Below are 16024 nucleotides of genomic sequence, written 5' to 3'. Positions count from 1 at the left end.
GCGAAGCGGGTTCCTGGATCTACAGGGCGAGTGCCGGGCGGATGGTGTCGCGGTGTTCAGGGGTGGTGACGGTGGCGTTGCAGCGGATGTCGTGGCTGCTCAGGCCGGCCATGACGGTGATGTCGCCGGCCTCGATGCCGCGGCGGCCGTCGGGCAGGGTGTAGAACAGGCGCTCGATCGGCGCCGCGAGCGTGACGGACTGTGTCTGTCCTGCGGCGGCGGCGACGCGGCGGAACTGGATAAGTTGCCGGACGGGGCGCACGACGGTGGCGGCCTCGTCGCGCGCGTACAGCTGCAGCACGGTTTCGCCGTCGCTAGTGCCGGTGTTGGTGACGGCCAGGCGCGCGTGGACGACGCCGTCGCGCAGGTCGACCGCAGGTCCGTCGGTGGTGTCGAGGGCGACGTCGAAGGTGCTGTAGGACAGGCCGTGGCCGAACGGGTAGAGCGGTCCTTGGTCGGAGAGGTCGCCGTAGCCGTGCCGGCTGCCGGTCGGGTGGTCGTAACCGCTGCCGTAGTGGTGTCCATGGTAGATGGGCAGTTGGCCCACGTGGCGGGGGAAGGTGCTGGGCAGTTTGCCGCTGGGGTTGATCGTGCCGAACAGGGTGTCCGCGACGGCGGCGCCGGCTTCTTCTCCCAGCAGTGGCGCGAGCAGCACAGCGTTGGACGCCTGCGCCGCGCGCTCCAGCAGCAGCGGGCGGCCGGAGACCACCACGGTCACCAACGGCTTGCCGGTGGCGGCGACGAATGCGAGCAGGTCCTCTTGGTCGCCGGGCAGGGTCGGGGACGCGGTGGACTGGCCTTCGCCTGCGGTGTTGTTGCCGACCCAGCCCGTCCTCTCCCCCACGACGGCGATGACCAGGTCGGCGTCGTTCACCGCGGCGGCAACCGCGTCGGCGTCCAACGGGTGTTCGGGGTCGGCTTCGAAGCGGCCGAGCGGTGCGTACTCGGTCTTCGGGTGGTGGGCGCGCAGTGCCTCCAGGACGGTGGGGGCATGCGGGTGGATGCTGCGGGCCGCCTGCTCGAACGCCGGCTCAATGCCCGGCATGCGCGTTTGGAAGATGTCGGTGAAGACGAAGGTCGCGGGGTCGACGCCGGGGACACGGCCCTCCATCACCGCCATGATCCCCATGGGCATCTCCCCCGACGAGACGGAGGTATACGCGCCGAAGTGGATGCGCAGTTCGTCAGCGGCGGGGCCGACGACGACGATGCGCCGCCCGTCCGCAGCCAGCGGCAACGTGCCGTCGTTGTCCAGCAGGACCGTGCCGCGCGCGGCGATCGCCCGCCGCGTCGTTGCCGCGTGCTCCGGCTCGGAGCGGGCCGTGGGCGCGGTGGGTGTGCTGAAGCCCGGGATCAGGCCGGTGCGGGCCTTCGCGGTCAGCACGCGCGCCACGGCGATGTCGAGGATCCGCTCGTCGAGTCGGCCGGCGGCGACTTCGTCGACGAGGTGGGAGTAGTTCACGTCACCGGGCAGTTCGGCGTCCAGACCGGCGGAGAGCGCCTGAACGGCGGCCTCGCCGTGGGTGGCCGCGGTGTGGTAGGTCGTGCGCTGGAGATTGACGGCGTCGTAGTCGCTGACGACCATGCCGTCGAACCCGAGGAGGCCGCGGAGCAGGTCGGTCAGCAGCCACCGGTTCGCGGACGCGGGGATACCGTCGATCTCGTTGTAGGAGTTCATCATCACCGCCAGCCCGGCGTCGGCGATTGCCCGGCGGAACGGCTCGGCGTACTCGTCGAGCAGAGCCCGTCGGCCCAGCTGTGTCGCTGCGGTGTTCAGGCCGCCTTCGGAGGCGCCGTATCCCAGGAAGTGCTTGCCGGTTGCCAGGATCCCCGTGTCCTGGTCGTCGCCTTGGATGCCGCGGACGAAGGCGACGGCGAACTGCGCGGCCAGCTCCGGGTCCTCGCCGTAGGTCTCGTGCACGCGTCCCCATCGTGGGTCGCGGTTGATGTCCATGACCGGGGACAGCAACAGTTGCATTCCCGCGTCGCGGGTGTGCTGCGAGGTGATCGCCGCGGCCTTCCGGAGCAGCTCGGGGTCCCACGTCGTCGCTTGCGCCCAGGCGGTGGGGAACTGTGTCGCCGACGCATGAAGGAAGCCGTTGACGCCCTCGTTGTGGACGAGTGCGCCGATACCGAAGGGCGATATGTCCCGTACCGCGGCCTGGACTTCGGCGACCTTGGCGCGCAGGCCGTCCGCGTCGGAGGCGAGGAACCACGCCATCGAGAGGTGTCCCAGACCATGCGGACGCAGCGACGCGATGCGACCCGTGTCGACCTCGGGCTGCGGACCGGCGCCGTCGAGCTTGAGCAAGTCGGGGGCGCTGAGCCCGCCGAGCTGGGCGACCTTCTGCTCCACGGTGAGACGGGACACCAATGTGGCGATGTCGTCGGGGCTCCACGACCAGGTGGTCATACGCCGTTTCCTTACCTTGTCTGTAGGTGGCGGTCACATCGCGGCATGGAGGGGCTCGGATAGTGCCCCGCTGCGGCACTGAGGCCGCTGTGCCTTGATGGATGTCGTCGCTGCCGATACGACGACCATGGGCGGGGGTTGCCGTGCTCGAGCGCGGGCGACCTGGCGACGGTGCTGCTCCCAGCCGTTCACGGATACCGACTACCAGGGTCACCGGGATGAAACAGCCGCTGGAGCGCGTACCGCCCAATTTAATCTAATAGCAACACTAATTCAATGACGGTGCTCTGCCGGCGACCGCCGGTCATGCGGGCTTCCCTGTCGTGGTCGCGGTGAACCGGTATTCGGTGCGGGAGCGGTAGACCCCGCCGGGGCGCAGGACCGGGCGCGGCGTCCACGTTCGATTAGGGCCGTCGGGGTAGTTCTGCGTTTCCAGACACACCGCGGCCCACGGGCCGAAAGGCTTGGCAAGAGTGTTGGCGGTGTAGACCTGCAGGCCCGGTTCGGTCGTCCACGTTTCCAGGCGCAGGCCCGACGCGGGCTCGGTCAGCACGGCTGCGGGCCGTGGTTCACGGGTGGCCCCGCCACGCAGCAGGTAGCAGTGGTCGAGCCCGCCGCGGCGGGCGATCTGTGTCTCCGACGAGCGCCGGGCCGGCCCGAGAGGGGCATCGAGGGCGAAGGCGGTTCCCGTGACAGGGCGGGGGTCCGTCAGCGGCAGGCCGGCGGGGTCGACGGGAAGATATTGATCCGCGTGGACCGTCAGCAGGTGGCCGTCAACGCTTCCGGTCCCTGCGAGGTTCCAGTACACGTGCTGGCTCAGGTTGACCACGGTCGGGGCGTCGGTGGTGGCGTGGTAGTCCACGGTGACCGTGCCGTGCCGGTCGACGCTGTAGGTGACCGTCACGTCCAGGTTCCCGGGGAACCCCATGTCCCCATCAGGGCTGCGCAGGCTCATGCGGACACCCTCACGGTTCGCGTCCGCGAATCCCTCCCCGGACCACACCCGGCGGTGAAACCCTTCCGGCCCCCCGTGCAAGGTGTGGGGTCCGTCGTTGCGCGGCAGGGTGAAGGATGCTCCGTCGAGGGTGAAGCGGCCGTGGGCGATGCGGTTGGCGTACCGGCCGACCACGGCGCCCAGGTAGGCGTCGTCGGCGACGTAGTCGTCCAGGGTCGGAAGCCCCAGCGCGACGTCGACGGGTGAGCCGTCGTCGGCGGGCACGCGGACGGCCTGCAGGCGTGCCCCATAGGTGAGCACCGCTGCGTGCACGCCTCCCGGGTCGCCGATCTCCCAGCGTTGGACGTGGGTGCCGTCGCTCAGGGTGCCGAAGTCCGCGACGCGCGGTGCCGGTGCGGCGCTGGTCATCGTGCCCCTGTCGAGCTCGCGTGGGCGGCCGGGCGGTCGAGGTGGTGTCCGTGGGCGCTCGCGTAGCGCTCGCGGACGGCGGCGTCGGACCTGCCGGGGTGGATTTCGGTGCGCGGCGTCGCCCAGCTCGGCGGGGCGGCGGCCGGGTGCAGCACCCACGCCGCCTGGCGGGCGGCGCCGAGGGCGACGTATTCGGCGGGCTCGGGAAGAAGGACGGTGCGGCCGAAGAGGGCGGGGGCGATGTCGAGAACCGCAGCGGAGCGGGCCGCTCCGCCGATGAGGATGACGCGTTCGCCGGCCGGATGTGCGCCGGTGAGGGCATCGAGGGCGTCGGCGATGCCGCACAACATGCCCTCGACCGCGGCCCGGGCGAAGTGGGCTGCGGTCGTGGTCCCGGTGGTCAGTCCGTGCACGGCGCCGGTGGCGTGAGGCAGGTTGGGGGTGCGTTCGCCCTCGAGGTACGGCAGCAGCACCAGCCCGTCTGCCCCCGGGGGCGCGGACAACGCGAGTTGAGCCAGCTCGTCGTGGCCGACGCGGAGCAGCCGGGCGGCGGCATCGAGGACGCGGGCCGCGTTCAACGTGCAGACCAACGGCAGGAACTTGCCGGTGGCGTCGGCGAATCCGGCGACGATACCGGTCGCGTCGGCGGCGCCGTCGGGCGCGACAGTGTAGGCCGTCCCGGAGGTGCCGAGGGAGACAACCAGGTCGCCGGGCGCCGCGTCCAGGCCGAGCGCGGCAGCCATGTTGTCTCCCGTGCCGGCCGAGACCAGCGCCCCGTCAGTGGTCGTGCCCGCCGTGTCGCTCGGCCCGAGCACCCGCGGCACTACCGGCGTTCGGCCGAACGCCGTACGCAACAGATCCTGGCGATACCCGCCCTGTGCGGGTGACCAGTAGCCCGTGCCCGACGCGTCGCCGCGGTCGGTGGTGAGGTCGGCGATGTCGCGGCTGCCGCGCAGCCGCCAGGTCAGGTAGTCGTGGGGCAGGCATATCGCCGCGACGCGGGCAGCCGCCTCCGGTTCATGCTCGGCGAGCCAGCGCAGTTTGGTGACGGTGAACGAGGCGACCGGGACGCTGCCGACCACGTCCGCCCACGCCTTCGGTCCGCCGAGCTCGGCAACCAGGTCCGCGGCGGCCGCCGCGGAGCGGGTGTCGTTCCACAGCAGCGCGTCGCGTACCACTTCGCCGTGCTCGTCGAGGCAGACCAGGCCGTGCTGTTGACCGGCGACGCCGATCGCGGCGACGTCGTCGAGCCCGCCGACGTCGTCGAGCGCACTTCGCAGGGCCTGCCACCACGCCTCGGGGTGGACCTCGGTGCCGTCCGGGTGCGGGGCGCGGCCCTCGCGGACCACCGCCCCACTCGCGGCGTCGCAGACGACGACCTTACATGACTGTGTGGAGGAGTCGACGCCGGCGACCAGTTGCCGCGCCACGTCAGCGGGCGCCGAGGATGTGCTCGACCGCGAGCTGATCCAACCGCTCGTAGCCGTACCCGCGTTCGGCTGCCGCGGCCAGGTCGAAGTCGTCCTTGGCCAGGTCCGCGTACGACTCGTCGGAAGCCAGCGTCGGCACCATGAGCTCGTCAACGCCGGCCGCGGTCATCGCCTCGCGGACCGCCGGGTCGGCGCGGAAGGCGTGCGCTCGTTCGCGCAGCAGCAGGTAGGTGCGCATGTTCGCAGCGGCCGAGGCCCACACCCCGTCGGCGGATTCGGTGCGCAACGGCTTGTAGTCGAAATGCCGGGGCCCGTCGTATCCGCCGTGTTCGAGGAGGTCGACGAGGAAGAAGGCGCTCTTGAGGTCGCCGTGGCCGAACACCAGGTCCTGGTCGTACTTCGGGCCGTGCTGGCCATTGAGGTCGATGTGGAACAGCTTGCCCGCCCACAGCGCCTGCGCGACACCGTGCACCATGTTGAGCCCGGCCATCTGCTCGTGACCGACCTCGGGGTTGAGGCCGACCATCTCCGGGTGCTCAAGGCGCTCGATGAAACCGAGGGCGTGGCCGATCGTGGGCAGGAAGATGTCCCCGCGCGGCTCGTTCGGCTTGGGTTCGAGCGCAAACCTCATGCCGTAATCCTGGTCGCGAACGTACTCGCACAGTGTGTCCAGGGCCTCCTTGAAGCGGTCCAGCGCGACCCGCCCGTCCTTGGCCGCGTCCGACTCGGCGCCTTCTCGGCCGCCCCAGAACACATATGTCCCCGCACCGAGTTCGGCGGCCAGGTCGATGTTGCGCATCACCTTGCGCAGCGCGAAGCGACGCACGCCGCGGTCGTTGGCGGTGAACGCGCCGTCCTTGAACACCGGGTGGGTGAACAGGTTCGTCGTCGCCATCGGCACCGCCAGCCCGGTGGCGTCGAGGGCGGCGCGGAACGCGGCGATGCGCTTGGCGCGGTCGCGGTCGTCGGCGCCGAACGGGATCAGGTCGTCGTCGTGGAAGGTCACGCCGTACGCGCCCAGTTCCGCCAGCCTGTGCACGGCCTCCACCGGGTCCAGCGGCGCCCGGGTGGCGTCCCCGAACGGGTCGCGCGCCTGCCACCCGACCGTCCACAGTCCGAAGGTGAACCGGTCGTCGGGCACGGGGGTCAGGGTGGTCATGGCGCCTCCACAGAAATAAGTCCATCCGATAGACTAAATATAGTCAAGCGGCACCGCGGCCGCCTGTCAATGGCTCGCCGACCGGGCGGTTGCGGTGCGATGAAAGGATCACGGCATGACCGTGCCTGCCCGCCCGACCCACGCCGAGACCATGCGCGGCCTCAACCTCGCCCTGGTCCTCGAACAGATCGCTCGCCATCAGCCGGTGACACGCGCCCGCCTGTCCGACCTGACCGGACTGACCAAGACCACCGTCGCCAACCTGGTATCCAGCCTGGAGACGCTGCGGCTGGTCGCCAGCGCCGGGCCGGTCCGCGAGGGGGGCCGCGGGCGCCCCGGGGCCCCGCTGTCCCTCGCCCCCGGGCCGGTCGCCGGCCTGGGACTGGAGGTCAACGGCCACTATCTCGCCGCCTGCGTGCTCGACCTGACCGGGGCGGTGCGGCAGCGCGAGCACGTAAGGGTCGACAACCGCGGCCGCGACGCCCAGGTCACTGTCGACGCGCTGGCCGCCCTGGCACGCAGGGTCACCGCGCGGGCCGGCGACGATGGACTGACCGTGGCAGGCACGGCAGTCGCGCTGCCGGGCGTCTTCGTGGAGGGCCGGGTCAACGCTCCCAACCTCGGCTGGGAGGCGGTTCCGGCGGCGGCCATGCTCACCGAGGCCTTGCCCGCGCAAGCCCACGGCGTCGAGGTGGACAACGAGGCGAACCTCGCCGCCCTGGGCGAACTGTGGTACGGCGCGGGACGCGGCGCTGGCAGCTACCTGTACCTGTCCGGGGAGACCGGAATCGGCGCCGGAATCGTGGTCGGCGGTGAGCTGTTCCGCGGCGCCCACGGAGCAGCCGGCGAACTCGGTCACGTGGTGGTCGACCCCGGCGGGGCCGCCTGCCCGTGCGGTGGCGTCGGCTGCCTCGAACAGGTCGCCGGACTCGACGCCGTCCTGCGCGCGGGCGGCATCGACGACGGCGAGGAAAGCTCCGAGTCCCGTCTTACCGAGTTGGTCCGTCGCCTCGACGAGGGCGACGGCAACGCTCATCGGGCGATCAACGCCGCCGGTCGCGGACTGGCCATCGCCCTCGTCGGGGCCGTGAACCTCCTGGACCCGGACACCGTGGTCCTCGGCGGCCTGCACGCCCGCCTCGGCCCCTGGCTCATCCCTCCCATCGAAGCGGCGGTCACGCGCGGGGGTGGCAGACTCCGCGCGCGCGTCCCGGCCCTGCTGCCGTCGGCGCTGGCCGAGGAAAGCGCCGTCCGCGGCGCCGCCGGAACGATCCTGTCCCGCGTGCTCGCCGATCCGCTATCCATCGGCTGAGCCCCGCGTCGGCCCCGGCCTTGGCATCGCTGCACGCCCAGGCGCCTCAGACGGTCGGCACGCGTCTGCTGTGGGTGCCGAATATGCATCCATTCAGGTCACGCGGCATGTCGGTATTCGTGGAGGGTTCCGCCGAGTCGGTCGTGTCGGCTATGTCGAAGTGCGCGATCCGGTCCCGGATCAGGTACGCGAACCGGTGCCCGGCGTCCTCGAGGTCGGCGCGGCAGGTCGCGGGCGACCTGGACGGCCCAGGAGCCGGTCGGGTGTGCAGTAACGCCGAGCAGCCGCACCCGCAGGGTGCCCCGTGCGATAACAAACGCCGCGTACAGCCGCTTCAGCGTCACCGTGTCGACGTGGAGGAAGTCGATCGCCGGCAGCGCATCGGCCTGGACGCGCAGGAATGTGCACCACGAGTCGTCGCGTCGGCCGGGCGGTGGGAGCCGGCGTACGCGCAGGATCATCCGGATCGTGGACGCGGCCACGCGGTGGCCCAGGCGCCGCAGTTCGCCCTGGATCCGGACCACGCCCCCGGTGCGGTTCTCGGTCGAGAGCCGCACGATCAGCCCGGGCCACCTCGTCGGGGAGCGGTGGTCGGCCCGGCGGACGCAGTTGCCGCCATCGCACCGCGACCAGCCGTCGGTGCCACCGCAGCAGCGTCGCCGGGGTGACGATCCGATGCGCGCGCAGCGCCTTCGGCAGCACCCGGGCCAGCGCGGCTGCCACCGCACGGTCCGGCCACGATGCCCGGGGGCGGCTGGTCCGACGCCCTGCCCTACTTCAGCCATCCTTGGCACTACGTCGATTTGGCGAACGGATGCGCGCGACTGGAAGGCCACCTGGTGCTTGCGCACTCCATGGACTTCGGAAAATCACGTGGACGCGAAAGTCGGCGAGGCCTTCGGTCGACTGCGGCTTCAACGCTGGGGAGGCGTCCCCCGTCCCCTCAGATGCAGGGTCTCCCGCGCAGCTGACGTGCAGTGATGCGAACCGACCGCACAAATGCGTCACTACGCGGAGCCCGCGGTCTCCAACTCGTGCACCGCGGCGTCTTCGACGAACCTGGCCAAGAGCCCGGCGAACGCTTCCACGTCCACGGCATCCCAACCGCGCAGCACGTGGACGATATGCTGCTCCCTCAGCGTGGCGATCTTGCGATGCGCCTCCACACCGCGCCAGGTCATGGCGAGGAGAACGCGGCGCCGGTCGCCTGCGTCAGCCAAGCGCCGGACAAACCCGACGCGGAAGAGCCGATCAACGGTCCGTGTGGTCGCCGTCCGGTCCGTTCCGGTCTGCTGTGCGATCTTGCCCATCGGAAGCGGACCCGTGCGCGACAGCAGGGACAGCACCTCAAACGATGACTGGCTGACGGACACACCTGCGGCTTGGGCAAATACAGCGTGCCCTCGGCGGTTTGCCCTGACTCTCAGCAGGAGTTCGAGACCGCGCTGGATTTCGTCGACATCTCCCTCGGCATGTGTTCTGGTCATGGTCACTGTCGGCTCTCGTTGTGGCCGCCCATTCGCTGGCTTGGTGCGCAACTCAGTGTTCTGGCTTGCCACGCCATCGCGGAGGACGCTTCTCCAGAAAGGCAGTTCGCCCTTCCTGTGCATCACCGGAAGCGAGCACGGCATGATGCCCCACCTCGGTGGCGATCCAGCCGACGGCGTCGTGGGACGTGGTCGCCAATTCAATGGCTCGCCGCGTCTGTGCCACAGCCGTGGGCGAGTTCAGGCATATGCGAGCGGCGAGCTCCAGTGCGCCGACGAGGGCCTCACCCGGCTCCGTGAGCCGGTTCACGAAACCGACGTCATGGAGGCGGGCCGCACCGACCGGGTCGGCAGTCAGCAGCATTTCGCGGGCGAAGTTGAGCGGCAAGGCACGGGGCCCGCGGAAGAGGGCACCACAGTTGGCCACAACTCCGCGCCGCACCTCGGGCAAACCGAACGTGGCGCTGCGCGACGCAACAACCAAGTCGCAAGCCAGAACGATTTCGAAGCCGCCGCCGACGGCATGGCCCTCGACCGCGGCGATCAGAGGCTTGGTGCGCGGTCGGCGGATCAAGCCGTACTCACCACCACGATCGGTCCTCGGCGAATAGCCGGCAGCCAGGTCGGTGCCTGCGGAGAAGACCGAACTTGTGCCGGTGACGATGCCGCACCATACATCCGGATCCCGCTCGAGCTTGTCCAGGCCAGCCTCGATGCCTTCGCTGAGCTCTTGATCGACGGCGTTGCGTTTGTGTTCGCGCTGCAGCTTGATGACCATTGTCCGGTCGTGGATTTGGTGAACGACCGTCTCCGTCACGGCTGGCCTTCCTCTCGCTGTCCGCTGTCTTCGCTCTACGACGTGTAGGAGCCACCGTTGAGGTGGATCGTCTGACCCGTGATCCACGACGCCTGGTCCGAGGCCAGAAATGCGCACAGCGCCCCGGCGTCCTCGGGTGCGCCGGTCCGGCCTACAGGGATGCGGGCGGCGAGCTTCTTCGTGTGGTTTGCCACGCGACCGCTTGTGGCCGGATCGATCATGCCGAGGGCGATCGTGTTGGCCGTAATGCCTTCACTCGCCATCTCCAGGGCGAGGTGGCGCATGAAGGCAATGGCGCCCCCCTTGGCCGCGGCATAGAGAGACACCCCGATCGCCTGGCCCACGACGCCGGAACCGGAAGCGATGGTGATGATGCGACCATGGCCCCGGCTGCTCATCCCTTCGATGACCGCCTTGGCGCAGTTCATGACGCCGAACAGGTTGACGTCGGTGAACCGGCGCCATTCCTCCGGCTCGCTCGCACGAAACGGCTTCGGCCGGAACGCTCCGCTCCCGGCATTGCCTGCGTTGTTCACGAGGACGTCGAACGGGGACGCCTTCCGCGCGAACGCGGCAACTGCGGCGGTCACTTGTTCGTAGTCGGTCACGTCGAACGGCAACGCCTTGGCCAGGTAGCCGGCATCGCGGATCTTTGCCGCAGTGGCTTCTGCCCGTTCGGCGTCCACGTCATTCACTGCCACCAAGGCGCCTTGCTCGGCAAGGAGCCCTGCTATGCCTGCACCCACACCCTGTCCGGCGCCGGTGACCAGGGCGGTCTTGTGCTGTAGTTCGAACATGCGGATTCTCCGGTTACATTGGTGCGGTGGTCGGCGGAAGTGGCCGGACCACCGGAGGTTCTGTCAGCTCAGGAACCGAGTACGCGAGCGGTCGGCTTCGCCTGTATCCGAGCGGTGCCAACGAACCAACGTGCGCTCCTCCGCGCGGACCGCAGCCTGGACGTGCGTGCCAAAAGCAGCGTGCGCACGAGCTGATGCGGCGAGGTGATCGCCGAGCGACGCCCGATAGCTCTCAGCTAGGGCGGCCGCCTGCGTGGACGGGATGTCCACGATCACCCAGCGGTAACGCTTCAGATTGGCGCCATTTGGGCACCTGAAAGGCGATCCGCAGGCAGTCCTGCCTACATCGGGGCGCCGTCGAGGCTGCGGACGTCGAGTCCGAGTTCGCTGATCAGGTCCAGACTGATGTGGGTGCGTCCGGTGTGGTCGGCCGGGCAGTCGCACAGGGCGAGTATCGCCTCGACCATCTCCTCCATGGATTCGATCTGGTCGGGGCGGACGATGTCACCGACCAGGTCCCGGGCTCCTTCGCTCATCACGGCCGCGCGTGGTTCGACCGTGTTGACGCGGATGCCGTTGCCGTGGAGTTCGGCGGCGAGTCCGTTGCTGACGCGGTTCAGGGCTGCTTTGGATGCGCCGTACACGGTGGTGCCGGTGCCGGTGCCGCCGAGTTGGAACGGCGGTCCCTGCCAGTGCCGGGCGGTGCCGCTGGACACGTTGACGATCCAGCCTTCGCCGCGCTCCGTCATGGCAGGGATCACGGCCTGGGCGAGGTGCAGCGGGGCGACGCAGTTAAGTTCGTACATCAGGCGCATGCGCTTGAACGCATAGTCGGCCACGGTGCCGTACAGGGCCACCGCGGCGTTGTTGACCAGGACGTCGATCGAACCGCCGAGCCCGGCCTCGGCCTCGGCGATGACGCGGTCCCGGTCGTTCTCGTCCGCCAGATCCGCCTGGATCACCGCCACTCGTCCGCCGAATTGACGCAGTTGGTCCGCCGTTTCGCCGAGTGTCCCGGGGAGATAGGCGTCAGCCGCGTTCACGGTGCGGGCGACGATCGCCACGTCGGCGCCTTCGGCGGCGGCGCGCCGTGCGACGGCGGCCCCGATGCCGCGGCTCGCACCTGTGACCACAACGCGCTTACCGTCCAAACGCTTGCTGCCCATACGGGTCTCCTTGACGCTGAATTCGGGGTACGGCCGCGGCAATCGACGCGCGGCCAAAAAAATGGGCCCATGCTGCCCTGCACGGATCGGCGGGAGCGGGAACATCAGAGTGTCATGCATTGGTGCATGATTCAAGGCCGTGGGAGCGTGGCCTCCGAGTGCATTGCCGCCGGCGAGGGTCGATACAACACAGTGCGGCGCGCCCGGCAATCAAGCCCGGACGCGCCACACCGCAACCTCAGGTCTCGCGGCGCAACGCCGCGCGAGGACGACGTCCGTCGACGTCACCAGTCCTTTTGACGCTCCGCGACGAAGTCGACCTGATGGAAGGGCGCCGACTCGATCGAGTCGAGGATGACTTCCTTGCGGCGAATCAGATACCCGGGTTCGGCCTGCACGAGGGTGAAACGGACAATGCCGCTGGACAGGGTGCTCGGCCTGCGGTCGACGATCTGGGTGACGAAGAGGTAGGACTCCAGGTCGAGTTCCCCCTCCCGCTCGGCGGTGACGTGAATGTTCGCGGCATGGTGGCGCAAGGGGTACGGGCTGTGCCGGCGATGCTCGCGAGTCCAGGCCATGGCCGCTTCGGGGCCGCGGCTGTCGGAGCGAATGAACTCCTCGTGCGGATGTTGTCCGGTCTCGGTGCGGGAGCTGAGGTGGCAGTCGTCGGCGAGCAGGCCGGCGAGTACGTCGAGGTGGCCTTCGTCGTAGTTGAACCACCAGCGGTGGACAAGCTGATGGGCCGCAAGGTGGTCGTGGACACTCATGGGGCACTCCTGGTCGTCGTGAACGGAGGGGTCGCTCCGGCCTGATGCCGAGGTCAGGCGGCGGGGCGGGCCCAGTCCTTGGCGGGGGTGATCGAGTAGGCGGCGATCAGCGCGCGGATGAAGTCCTGGTCGTGCAGCGGGTCCGACGGTTCCGCGACCTTGACCCCGCGGGCGCGCATGTCGGCCAGCAGGCGGTCGAAGACGATGTCGTGGGTGAGGTCGTCGGAGTGGTCCATGTTCTTCTTGACCTCGTCGAGGTCGCTGTAGACCTCGGCGTTCCAGTGCACGAGGAGCCGCATCTCGTCCGGACGGTAGCGGCGGATCACCTCGCCGTCCGTGGTGACCGACCAGTCGCCGTGCTCCGCGTCGTAGCCGATCAGCGACCGGTGCTTCAGACCGGGGACGTCGCGCTCGTCCGGACGGCCGACCGGGTCGCCGCGATGGAACATCGCCTCGTTCTGCACGACGACCCCTTTGTTCCACAGGGGGTGTTCGAGGCGCTGCGGGTCGCCGAGCGGGCCGTCGGGCCAGTACGTGAAGGTGCCGTTCTCCCCCAAATACCACCACGTGATGACCTGCGCCATCTTCACCAGGTGCTCGGTGAACAGGCCCGACCGGCCCATCACGTTCTGCAGCCACACCGGCGAGTTCTCGATGCGGATCCCGCGGAACGTGACCGCGTCGATGTGCGAGTTCAACCCGCTCCGGTGCGGGCCGCAGAAGTTGAACAGCATCATCGTCGGCCGCGCGTACGCGGCGCCGCCCCAGTAGTCCTTCGCCAGGCCCAGGAACCGCTCGTTGTAGAAGCAGTCGTGGATTTCCGGGTAGTAGACGACCGAGTTCTCCGCGAAGAAGCCCCGGAAGTGCGCCGAGGCGATGTCGTCGAGCGTGAAGTCGACCCGTTCGGCACTGCCGCCGTTGGAGGTCGCGACCAGCTCCTCGACGGTGTCGAAGTGGTGGGCGCCGATCGTCGGCCACGGGCCGCGGTCCCGGATCACGCCGAGCATCCGCTCGTGCTGGTCCTCGGTGTAGAGGTCTTGCATCACCCGGGGCGGCGCCGCCGGCCGGAGCACGTCGTTCAGGCGCTGCACATCGGTGGTCGTATCCGTGGCCATAGGGGTCTCCTCACGTCCTGGCTGCCGAAACCGCGCGCGCCGCCCCAGGCAACAGCGGTGGTGTCGGGACCTTCACTGCACAGACATACATGCATCAATGCATGCCATCAAGGGAGACGGCCATTTTTTTGTATGCCATCCGCAAAATATGCACCCTGAACGCCCCTCGCCCACCTCACAACATCTTGGTTGAAGTTATGCATCAATGCATGTATGACTGTGGGCGTGGCAAGCAACTTGGCGGAGGACCCGGCTGTGCGGCGCATCGAGGCCTTCATCGGCCAGATCACGGCGATGAGCCGGCTGCCCGCCTCACGGCGGCGGCTGCGACGGCTGGCCGAGATCGACACCCACGACTCGGGGCTCGCGATCCTCATGCTCCTGAGACGCACGGGCCCGTTGTCGGTCACGGATCTCGCCCGACACCTCGGAGTCAACCAGTCCACAGCCAGCCGCCAGGTAGCTCCGCTGGAAGAGGATGGTTTCCTTACCCGCACGGTGCATCCGTCCCACCGGCGGATCGCGCTCCTCACCCTTACCGAGATCGGCTTTGCCGCCTGCGAGCGCGCCCAGGCCGTTGGCCGCCGGGACATCGCCTGGGCCATCAAGGACTGGCCAGCCGAAGACCGGGCGACATTGGGGAGCCTGCTGGAGCGCTTCGGTGAGGCGTGGGCGAAGGGGGCCGCGAGCGAGGGGCTCGCACCGGGCGTTCCCGACACAAACCCAGAGGGCGCCGGACACTGAGCCACCGCACAACCGCTCCCCCTCAAGCGGACCAACCCACCGGAGGGCATGAATGAGCAATCCCTACAGCTACCACGGCAAGACCGTCGTCGTCACCGGCGGGCATTCGGGAGTGGGCGCCGCGCTGGTCGAACTGCTGGACGAGCTGGGCGCGGCACAGATTACGATCCTTGACATCAATCAACCGACCGGCACCGCCCACAAGTTCGTTCGCACCGACCTGAACGACAGGGCATCGGTGGATGCGGCGGTAGCTGCGATAGGCAGTGACGGGCCGGTCGACGTACTGTTCAACAATGCAGGTGTGGCGGGCACACTGCCCGCCCCTGTCGTCTTCTGCGTCAACTACTTGGGGTTGCGCCACCTCACCGAACGGCTCGTCGAGAACGGCACGCTCCGCCGGGGCGGCGCAATCGTCAACACCGCTTCGATTGCCGGATACGCGTGGGCACACCGTCTCGACGAGCACCAGGCTCTGATCTCCCTGTCCGACTGGGAGGACGCCCTCGCGGAGCTGACCGCACGCGGGGTGCAGGACGCGTACGTCTACGCCAAGGAACTCGTGCAGGTCTACACCATGCACTACGCCAGGACTGCCGCCGCCAACGGTCTTCGTATCAATAGCATTTGCCCTTCCCCTATCGACACGCCACTGCTTCCGGACTTCCGGAAGACGATGAGCGACAAGGTCATCGACTGGAACATCGCCCAGGGCAATGGCCGGCTCGCCACCGGGCGCGACGTAGCACTCGGCCTCGCCTTCCTCGGCGCGGATGCCTCCTGCTACATCAACGGAGCGAACATCAATCTGGATGGCGGGTTCCAAGCCTCTCTGACGGTCGGCAACGTCGACTACACGGGACTGCGCTGACCGGAGGGCCTCAACGTGCGCCTCCCAGGAGGCGCACAAGCGGGTCGACGGTCGTACCTCCATCTCTCCGGCCAACCGATGCCCGCTGCCAACGGCATAATCCCGACTCGCCTAAGGAGCCGCATGGCCTCGCGCATTCCCGTCGTCGACCACTTGCTGCTGGAGCCCGAGCCCCGGTTGAAGGCCGTGGTCTGCGCGGCCTGCGGCGCCGACTACCTCGCCCGCCGCAACGCCTGCGCGTCCTGCGGCGGCACCGACTTCACCGCGCGCGAGCTGGGCACCGACGGCGCGGTCGTCGCGTTCACGATCGTGCACCGCGCCGCGCCGGGCATCCCGGTCCCCTTCGTCTCCGCGATCGTGCGGCTCGACGAAGGCGAGACCGTGCAGAGCAACATCGTCGGCGTCGACCCGGACCCGGAGCACATCACGCTGGGCATGCCGGTGCGGCTGACCACGTACGTCGCGGGCACCGACGACAACGGCGTCGAAGCCGTCGCCTACGCCTTCGCCCCGCGCTCCTGAGCCTCCGCCACCCCGCAGAAAGGAATCTCCGCATGGCTTCGGAGCACGTGTGGATCATCGG

Annotated in this window: 15 protein-coding genes; 4 read left to right on the top strand and 11 right to left on the bottom strand. The window is 69.1% G+C overall.

Translation table 11 applies throughout. The annotated features are described in order from the left end of the window. Positions 1–19 precede the first annotated feature (19 nt). From ABEA93_RS36135 to xylA, 4 genes are all read right to left on the bottom strand, one after another. Positions 20–2413, bottom strand: coding sequence for a glycoside hydrolase family 3 N-terminal domain-containing protein (locus ABEA93_RS36135; protein ID WP_345680176.1), 2394 nt, complete (start codon positions 2411–2413; stop codon positions 20–22). A gap of 304 nt (positions 2414–2717) precedes the next feature. Further along, complete coding sequence (locus tag ABEA93_RS36130; protein WP_345680175.1) at positions 2718–3776, bottom strand: aldose epimerase family protein; 1059 nt, start codon at positions 3774–3776, stop codon at positions 2718–2720. Next, the gene (gene xylB, locus ABEA93_RS36125; protein WP_345680174.1) at positions 3773–5206 is read right to left on the bottom strand and encodes a xylulokinase; all 1434 of its coding nucleotides are present in this window, start codon (positions 5204–5206) and stop codon (positions 3773–3775) included. The genes ABEA93_RS36130 and xylB overlap by 4 nt, the downstream gene beginning before the upstream one ends. Position 5207: 1 nt before the next feature. Continuing rightward, positions 5208–6365 (bottom strand): xylose isomerase, encoded by a 1158-nt coding sequence (xylA, locus tag ABEA93_RS36120; RefSeq protein ID WP_345680173.1) that lies wholly within the window; start codon positions 6363–6365, stop codon positions 5208–5210. 115 nt (positions 6366–6480) lie between these two features. On the opposite strand from xylA, the gene ABEA93_RS36115 reads away from it, so the two are divergent. Then, positions 6481–7677 carry an ROK family transcriptional regulator gene (locus tag ABEA93_RS36115; protein WP_345680172.1) on the top strand — a complete coding sequence of 399 codons (1197 nt, stop codon included), beginning with the start codon at positions 6481–6483 and terminating at the stop codon, positions 7675–7677. Between the two features lie 98 nt (positions 7678–7775). Here ABEA93_RS36115 and ABEA93_RS36110 read toward each other — a convergent pair whose 3' ends face one another. From ABEA93_RS36110 to ABEA93_RS36080, 7 genes are all read right to left on the bottom strand, one after another. Further along, positions 7776–8234, bottom strand: a complete 459-nt coding sequence (locus ABEA93_RS36110; protein WP_345680171.1) for a hypothetical protein — start codon at positions 8232–8234, stop codon at positions 7776–7778. Between the two features lie 450 nt (positions 8235–8684). Beyond that, positions 8685–9164, bottom strand: a complete 480-nt coding sequence (locus ABEA93_RS36105) for a MarR family winged helix-turn-helix transcriptional regulator (protein ID WP_345680210.1) — start codon at positions 9162–9164, stop codon at positions 8685–8687. Positions 9165–9216: 52 nt separating this feature from the next. Beyond that, positions 9217–9981 carry an enoyl-CoA hydratase-related protein gene (locus ABEA93_RS36100; protein ID WP_345680170.1) on the bottom strand — a complete coding sequence of 255 codons (765 nt, stop codon included), beginning with the start codon at positions 9979–9981 and terminating at the stop codon, positions 9217–9219. 35 nt (positions 9982–10016) lie between these two features. Further along, a complete protein-coding gene (locus ABEA93_RS36095) occupies positions 10017–10778 on the bottom strand; it encodes an SDR family NAD(P)-dependent oxidoreductase (RefSeq protein ID WP_345680169.1) in 762 nt (253 codons plus the stop codon). A gap of 341 nt (positions 10779–11119) precedes the next feature. Beyond that, positions 11120–11944 (bottom strand): SDR family NAD(P)-dependent oxidoreductase, encoded by an 825-nt coding sequence (locus ABEA93_RS36090; protein ID WP_345680168.1) that lies wholly within the window; start codon positions 11942–11944, stop codon positions 11120–11122. A 284-nt stretch (positions 11945–12228) separates the two neighbouring features. Further along, entirely contained in the window at positions 12229–12711 is a 483-nt protein-coding gene (locus ABEA93_RS36085) for a nuclear transport factor 2 family protein (protein WP_345680167.1), read from the bottom strand. A gap of 53 nt (positions 12712–12764) precedes the next feature. After that, complete coding sequence (locus ABEA93_RS36080; protein ID WP_345680166.1) at positions 12765–13826, bottom strand: hypothetical protein; 1062 nt, start codon at positions 13824–13826, stop codon at positions 12765–12767. A 255-nt stretch (positions 13827–14081) separates the two neighbouring features. Between ABEA93_RS36080 and ABEA93_RS36075 the strand changes: the two genes are divergently transcribed. From ABEA93_RS36075 to ABEA93_RS36065, 3 genes are all read left to right on the top strand, one after another. Beyond that, positions 14082–14570: a MarR family winged helix-turn-helix transcriptional regulator gene (locus tag ABEA93_RS36075; protein WP_345680165.1), complete on the top strand. Its 489-nt coding sequence runs from the start codon at positions 14082–14084 to the stop codon at positions 14568–14570. A gap of 52 nt (positions 14571–14622) precedes the next feature. Next, positions 14623–15441 carry a coniferyl-alcohol dehydrogenase gene (locus ABEA93_RS36070; RefSeq protein ID WP_345680164.1) on the top strand — a complete coding sequence of 273 codons (819 nt, stop codon included), beginning with the start codon at positions 14623–14625 and terminating at the stop codon, positions 15439–15441. Between the two features lie 123 nt (positions 15442–15564). Then, the gene (locus ABEA93_RS36065) at positions 15565–15963 is read left to right on the top strand and encodes a Zn-ribbon domain-containing OB-fold protein (protein WP_345680163.1); all 399 of its coding nucleotides are present in this window, start codon (positions 15565–15567) and stop codon (positions 15961–15963) included. The last annotated feature ends 61 nt before the right edge of the window (positions 15964–16024 follow it).

The sequence above is a fragment of the Yinghuangia aomiensis genome (assembly GCF_039542225.1).
Classification (GTDB): domain Bacteria; phylum Actinomycetota; class Actinomycetes; order Streptomycetales; family Streptomycetaceae; genus Yinghuangia; species Yinghuangia aomiensis.
This window is presented reverse-complemented; position numbering and strand designations above follow the sequence as displayed.

What these genes read in the sequence shown, in the direction of transcription:
- ABEA93_RS36085 (WP_345680167.1), bottom strand. Translation starts at nt 12,711, where the DNA reads ATGAGTGTCCACGACCACCTTGCGGCCCATCAGCTTGTCCACCGCTGG.
- ABEA93_RS36065 (WP_345680163.1), top strand. Translation starts at nt 15,565, where the DNA reads ATGGCCTCGCGCATTCCCGTCGTCGACCACTTGCTGCTGGAGCCCGAG.
- ABEA93_RS36135 (WP_345680176.1), bottom strand. Translation starts at nt 2,413, where the DNA reads ATGACCACCTGGTCGTGGAGCCCCGACGACATCGCCACATTGGTGTCC.
- ABEA93_RS36090 (WP_345680168.1), bottom strand. Translation starts at nt 11,944, where the DNA reads ATGGGCAGCAAGCGTTTGGACGGTAAGCGCGTTGTGGTCACAGGTGCG.
- ABEA93_RS36080 (WP_345680166.1), bottom strand. Translation starts at nt 13,826, where the DNA reads ATGGCCACGGATACGACCACCGATGTGCAGCGCCTGAACGACGTGCTC.
- xylA (WP_345680173.1), bottom strand. Translation starts at nt 6,365, where the DNA reads ATGACCACCCTGACCCCCGTGCCCGACGACCGGTTCACCTTCGGACTG.
- ABEA93_RS36070 (WP_345680164.1), top strand. Translation starts at nt 14,623, where the DNA reads ATGAGCAATCCCTACAGCTACCACGGCAAGACCGTCGTCGTCACCGGC.
- ABEA93_RS36095 (WP_345680169.1), bottom strand. Translation starts at nt 10,778, where the DNA reads ATGTTCGAACTACAGCACAAGACCGCCCTGGTCACCGGCGCCGGACAG.
- ABEA93_RS36130 (WP_345680175.1), bottom strand. Translation starts at nt 3,776, where the DNA reads ATGACCAGCGCCGCACCGGCACCGCGCGTCGCGGACTTCGGCACCCTG.
- ABEA93_RS36105 (WP_345680210.1), bottom strand. Translation starts at nt 9,164, where the DNA reads ATGACCAGAACACATGCCGAGGGAGATGTCGACGAAATCCAGCGCGGT.
- ABEA93_RS36115 (WP_345680172.1), top strand. Translation starts at nt 6,481, where the DNA reads ATGACCGTGCCTGCCCGCCCGACCCACGCCGAGACCATGCGCGGCCTC.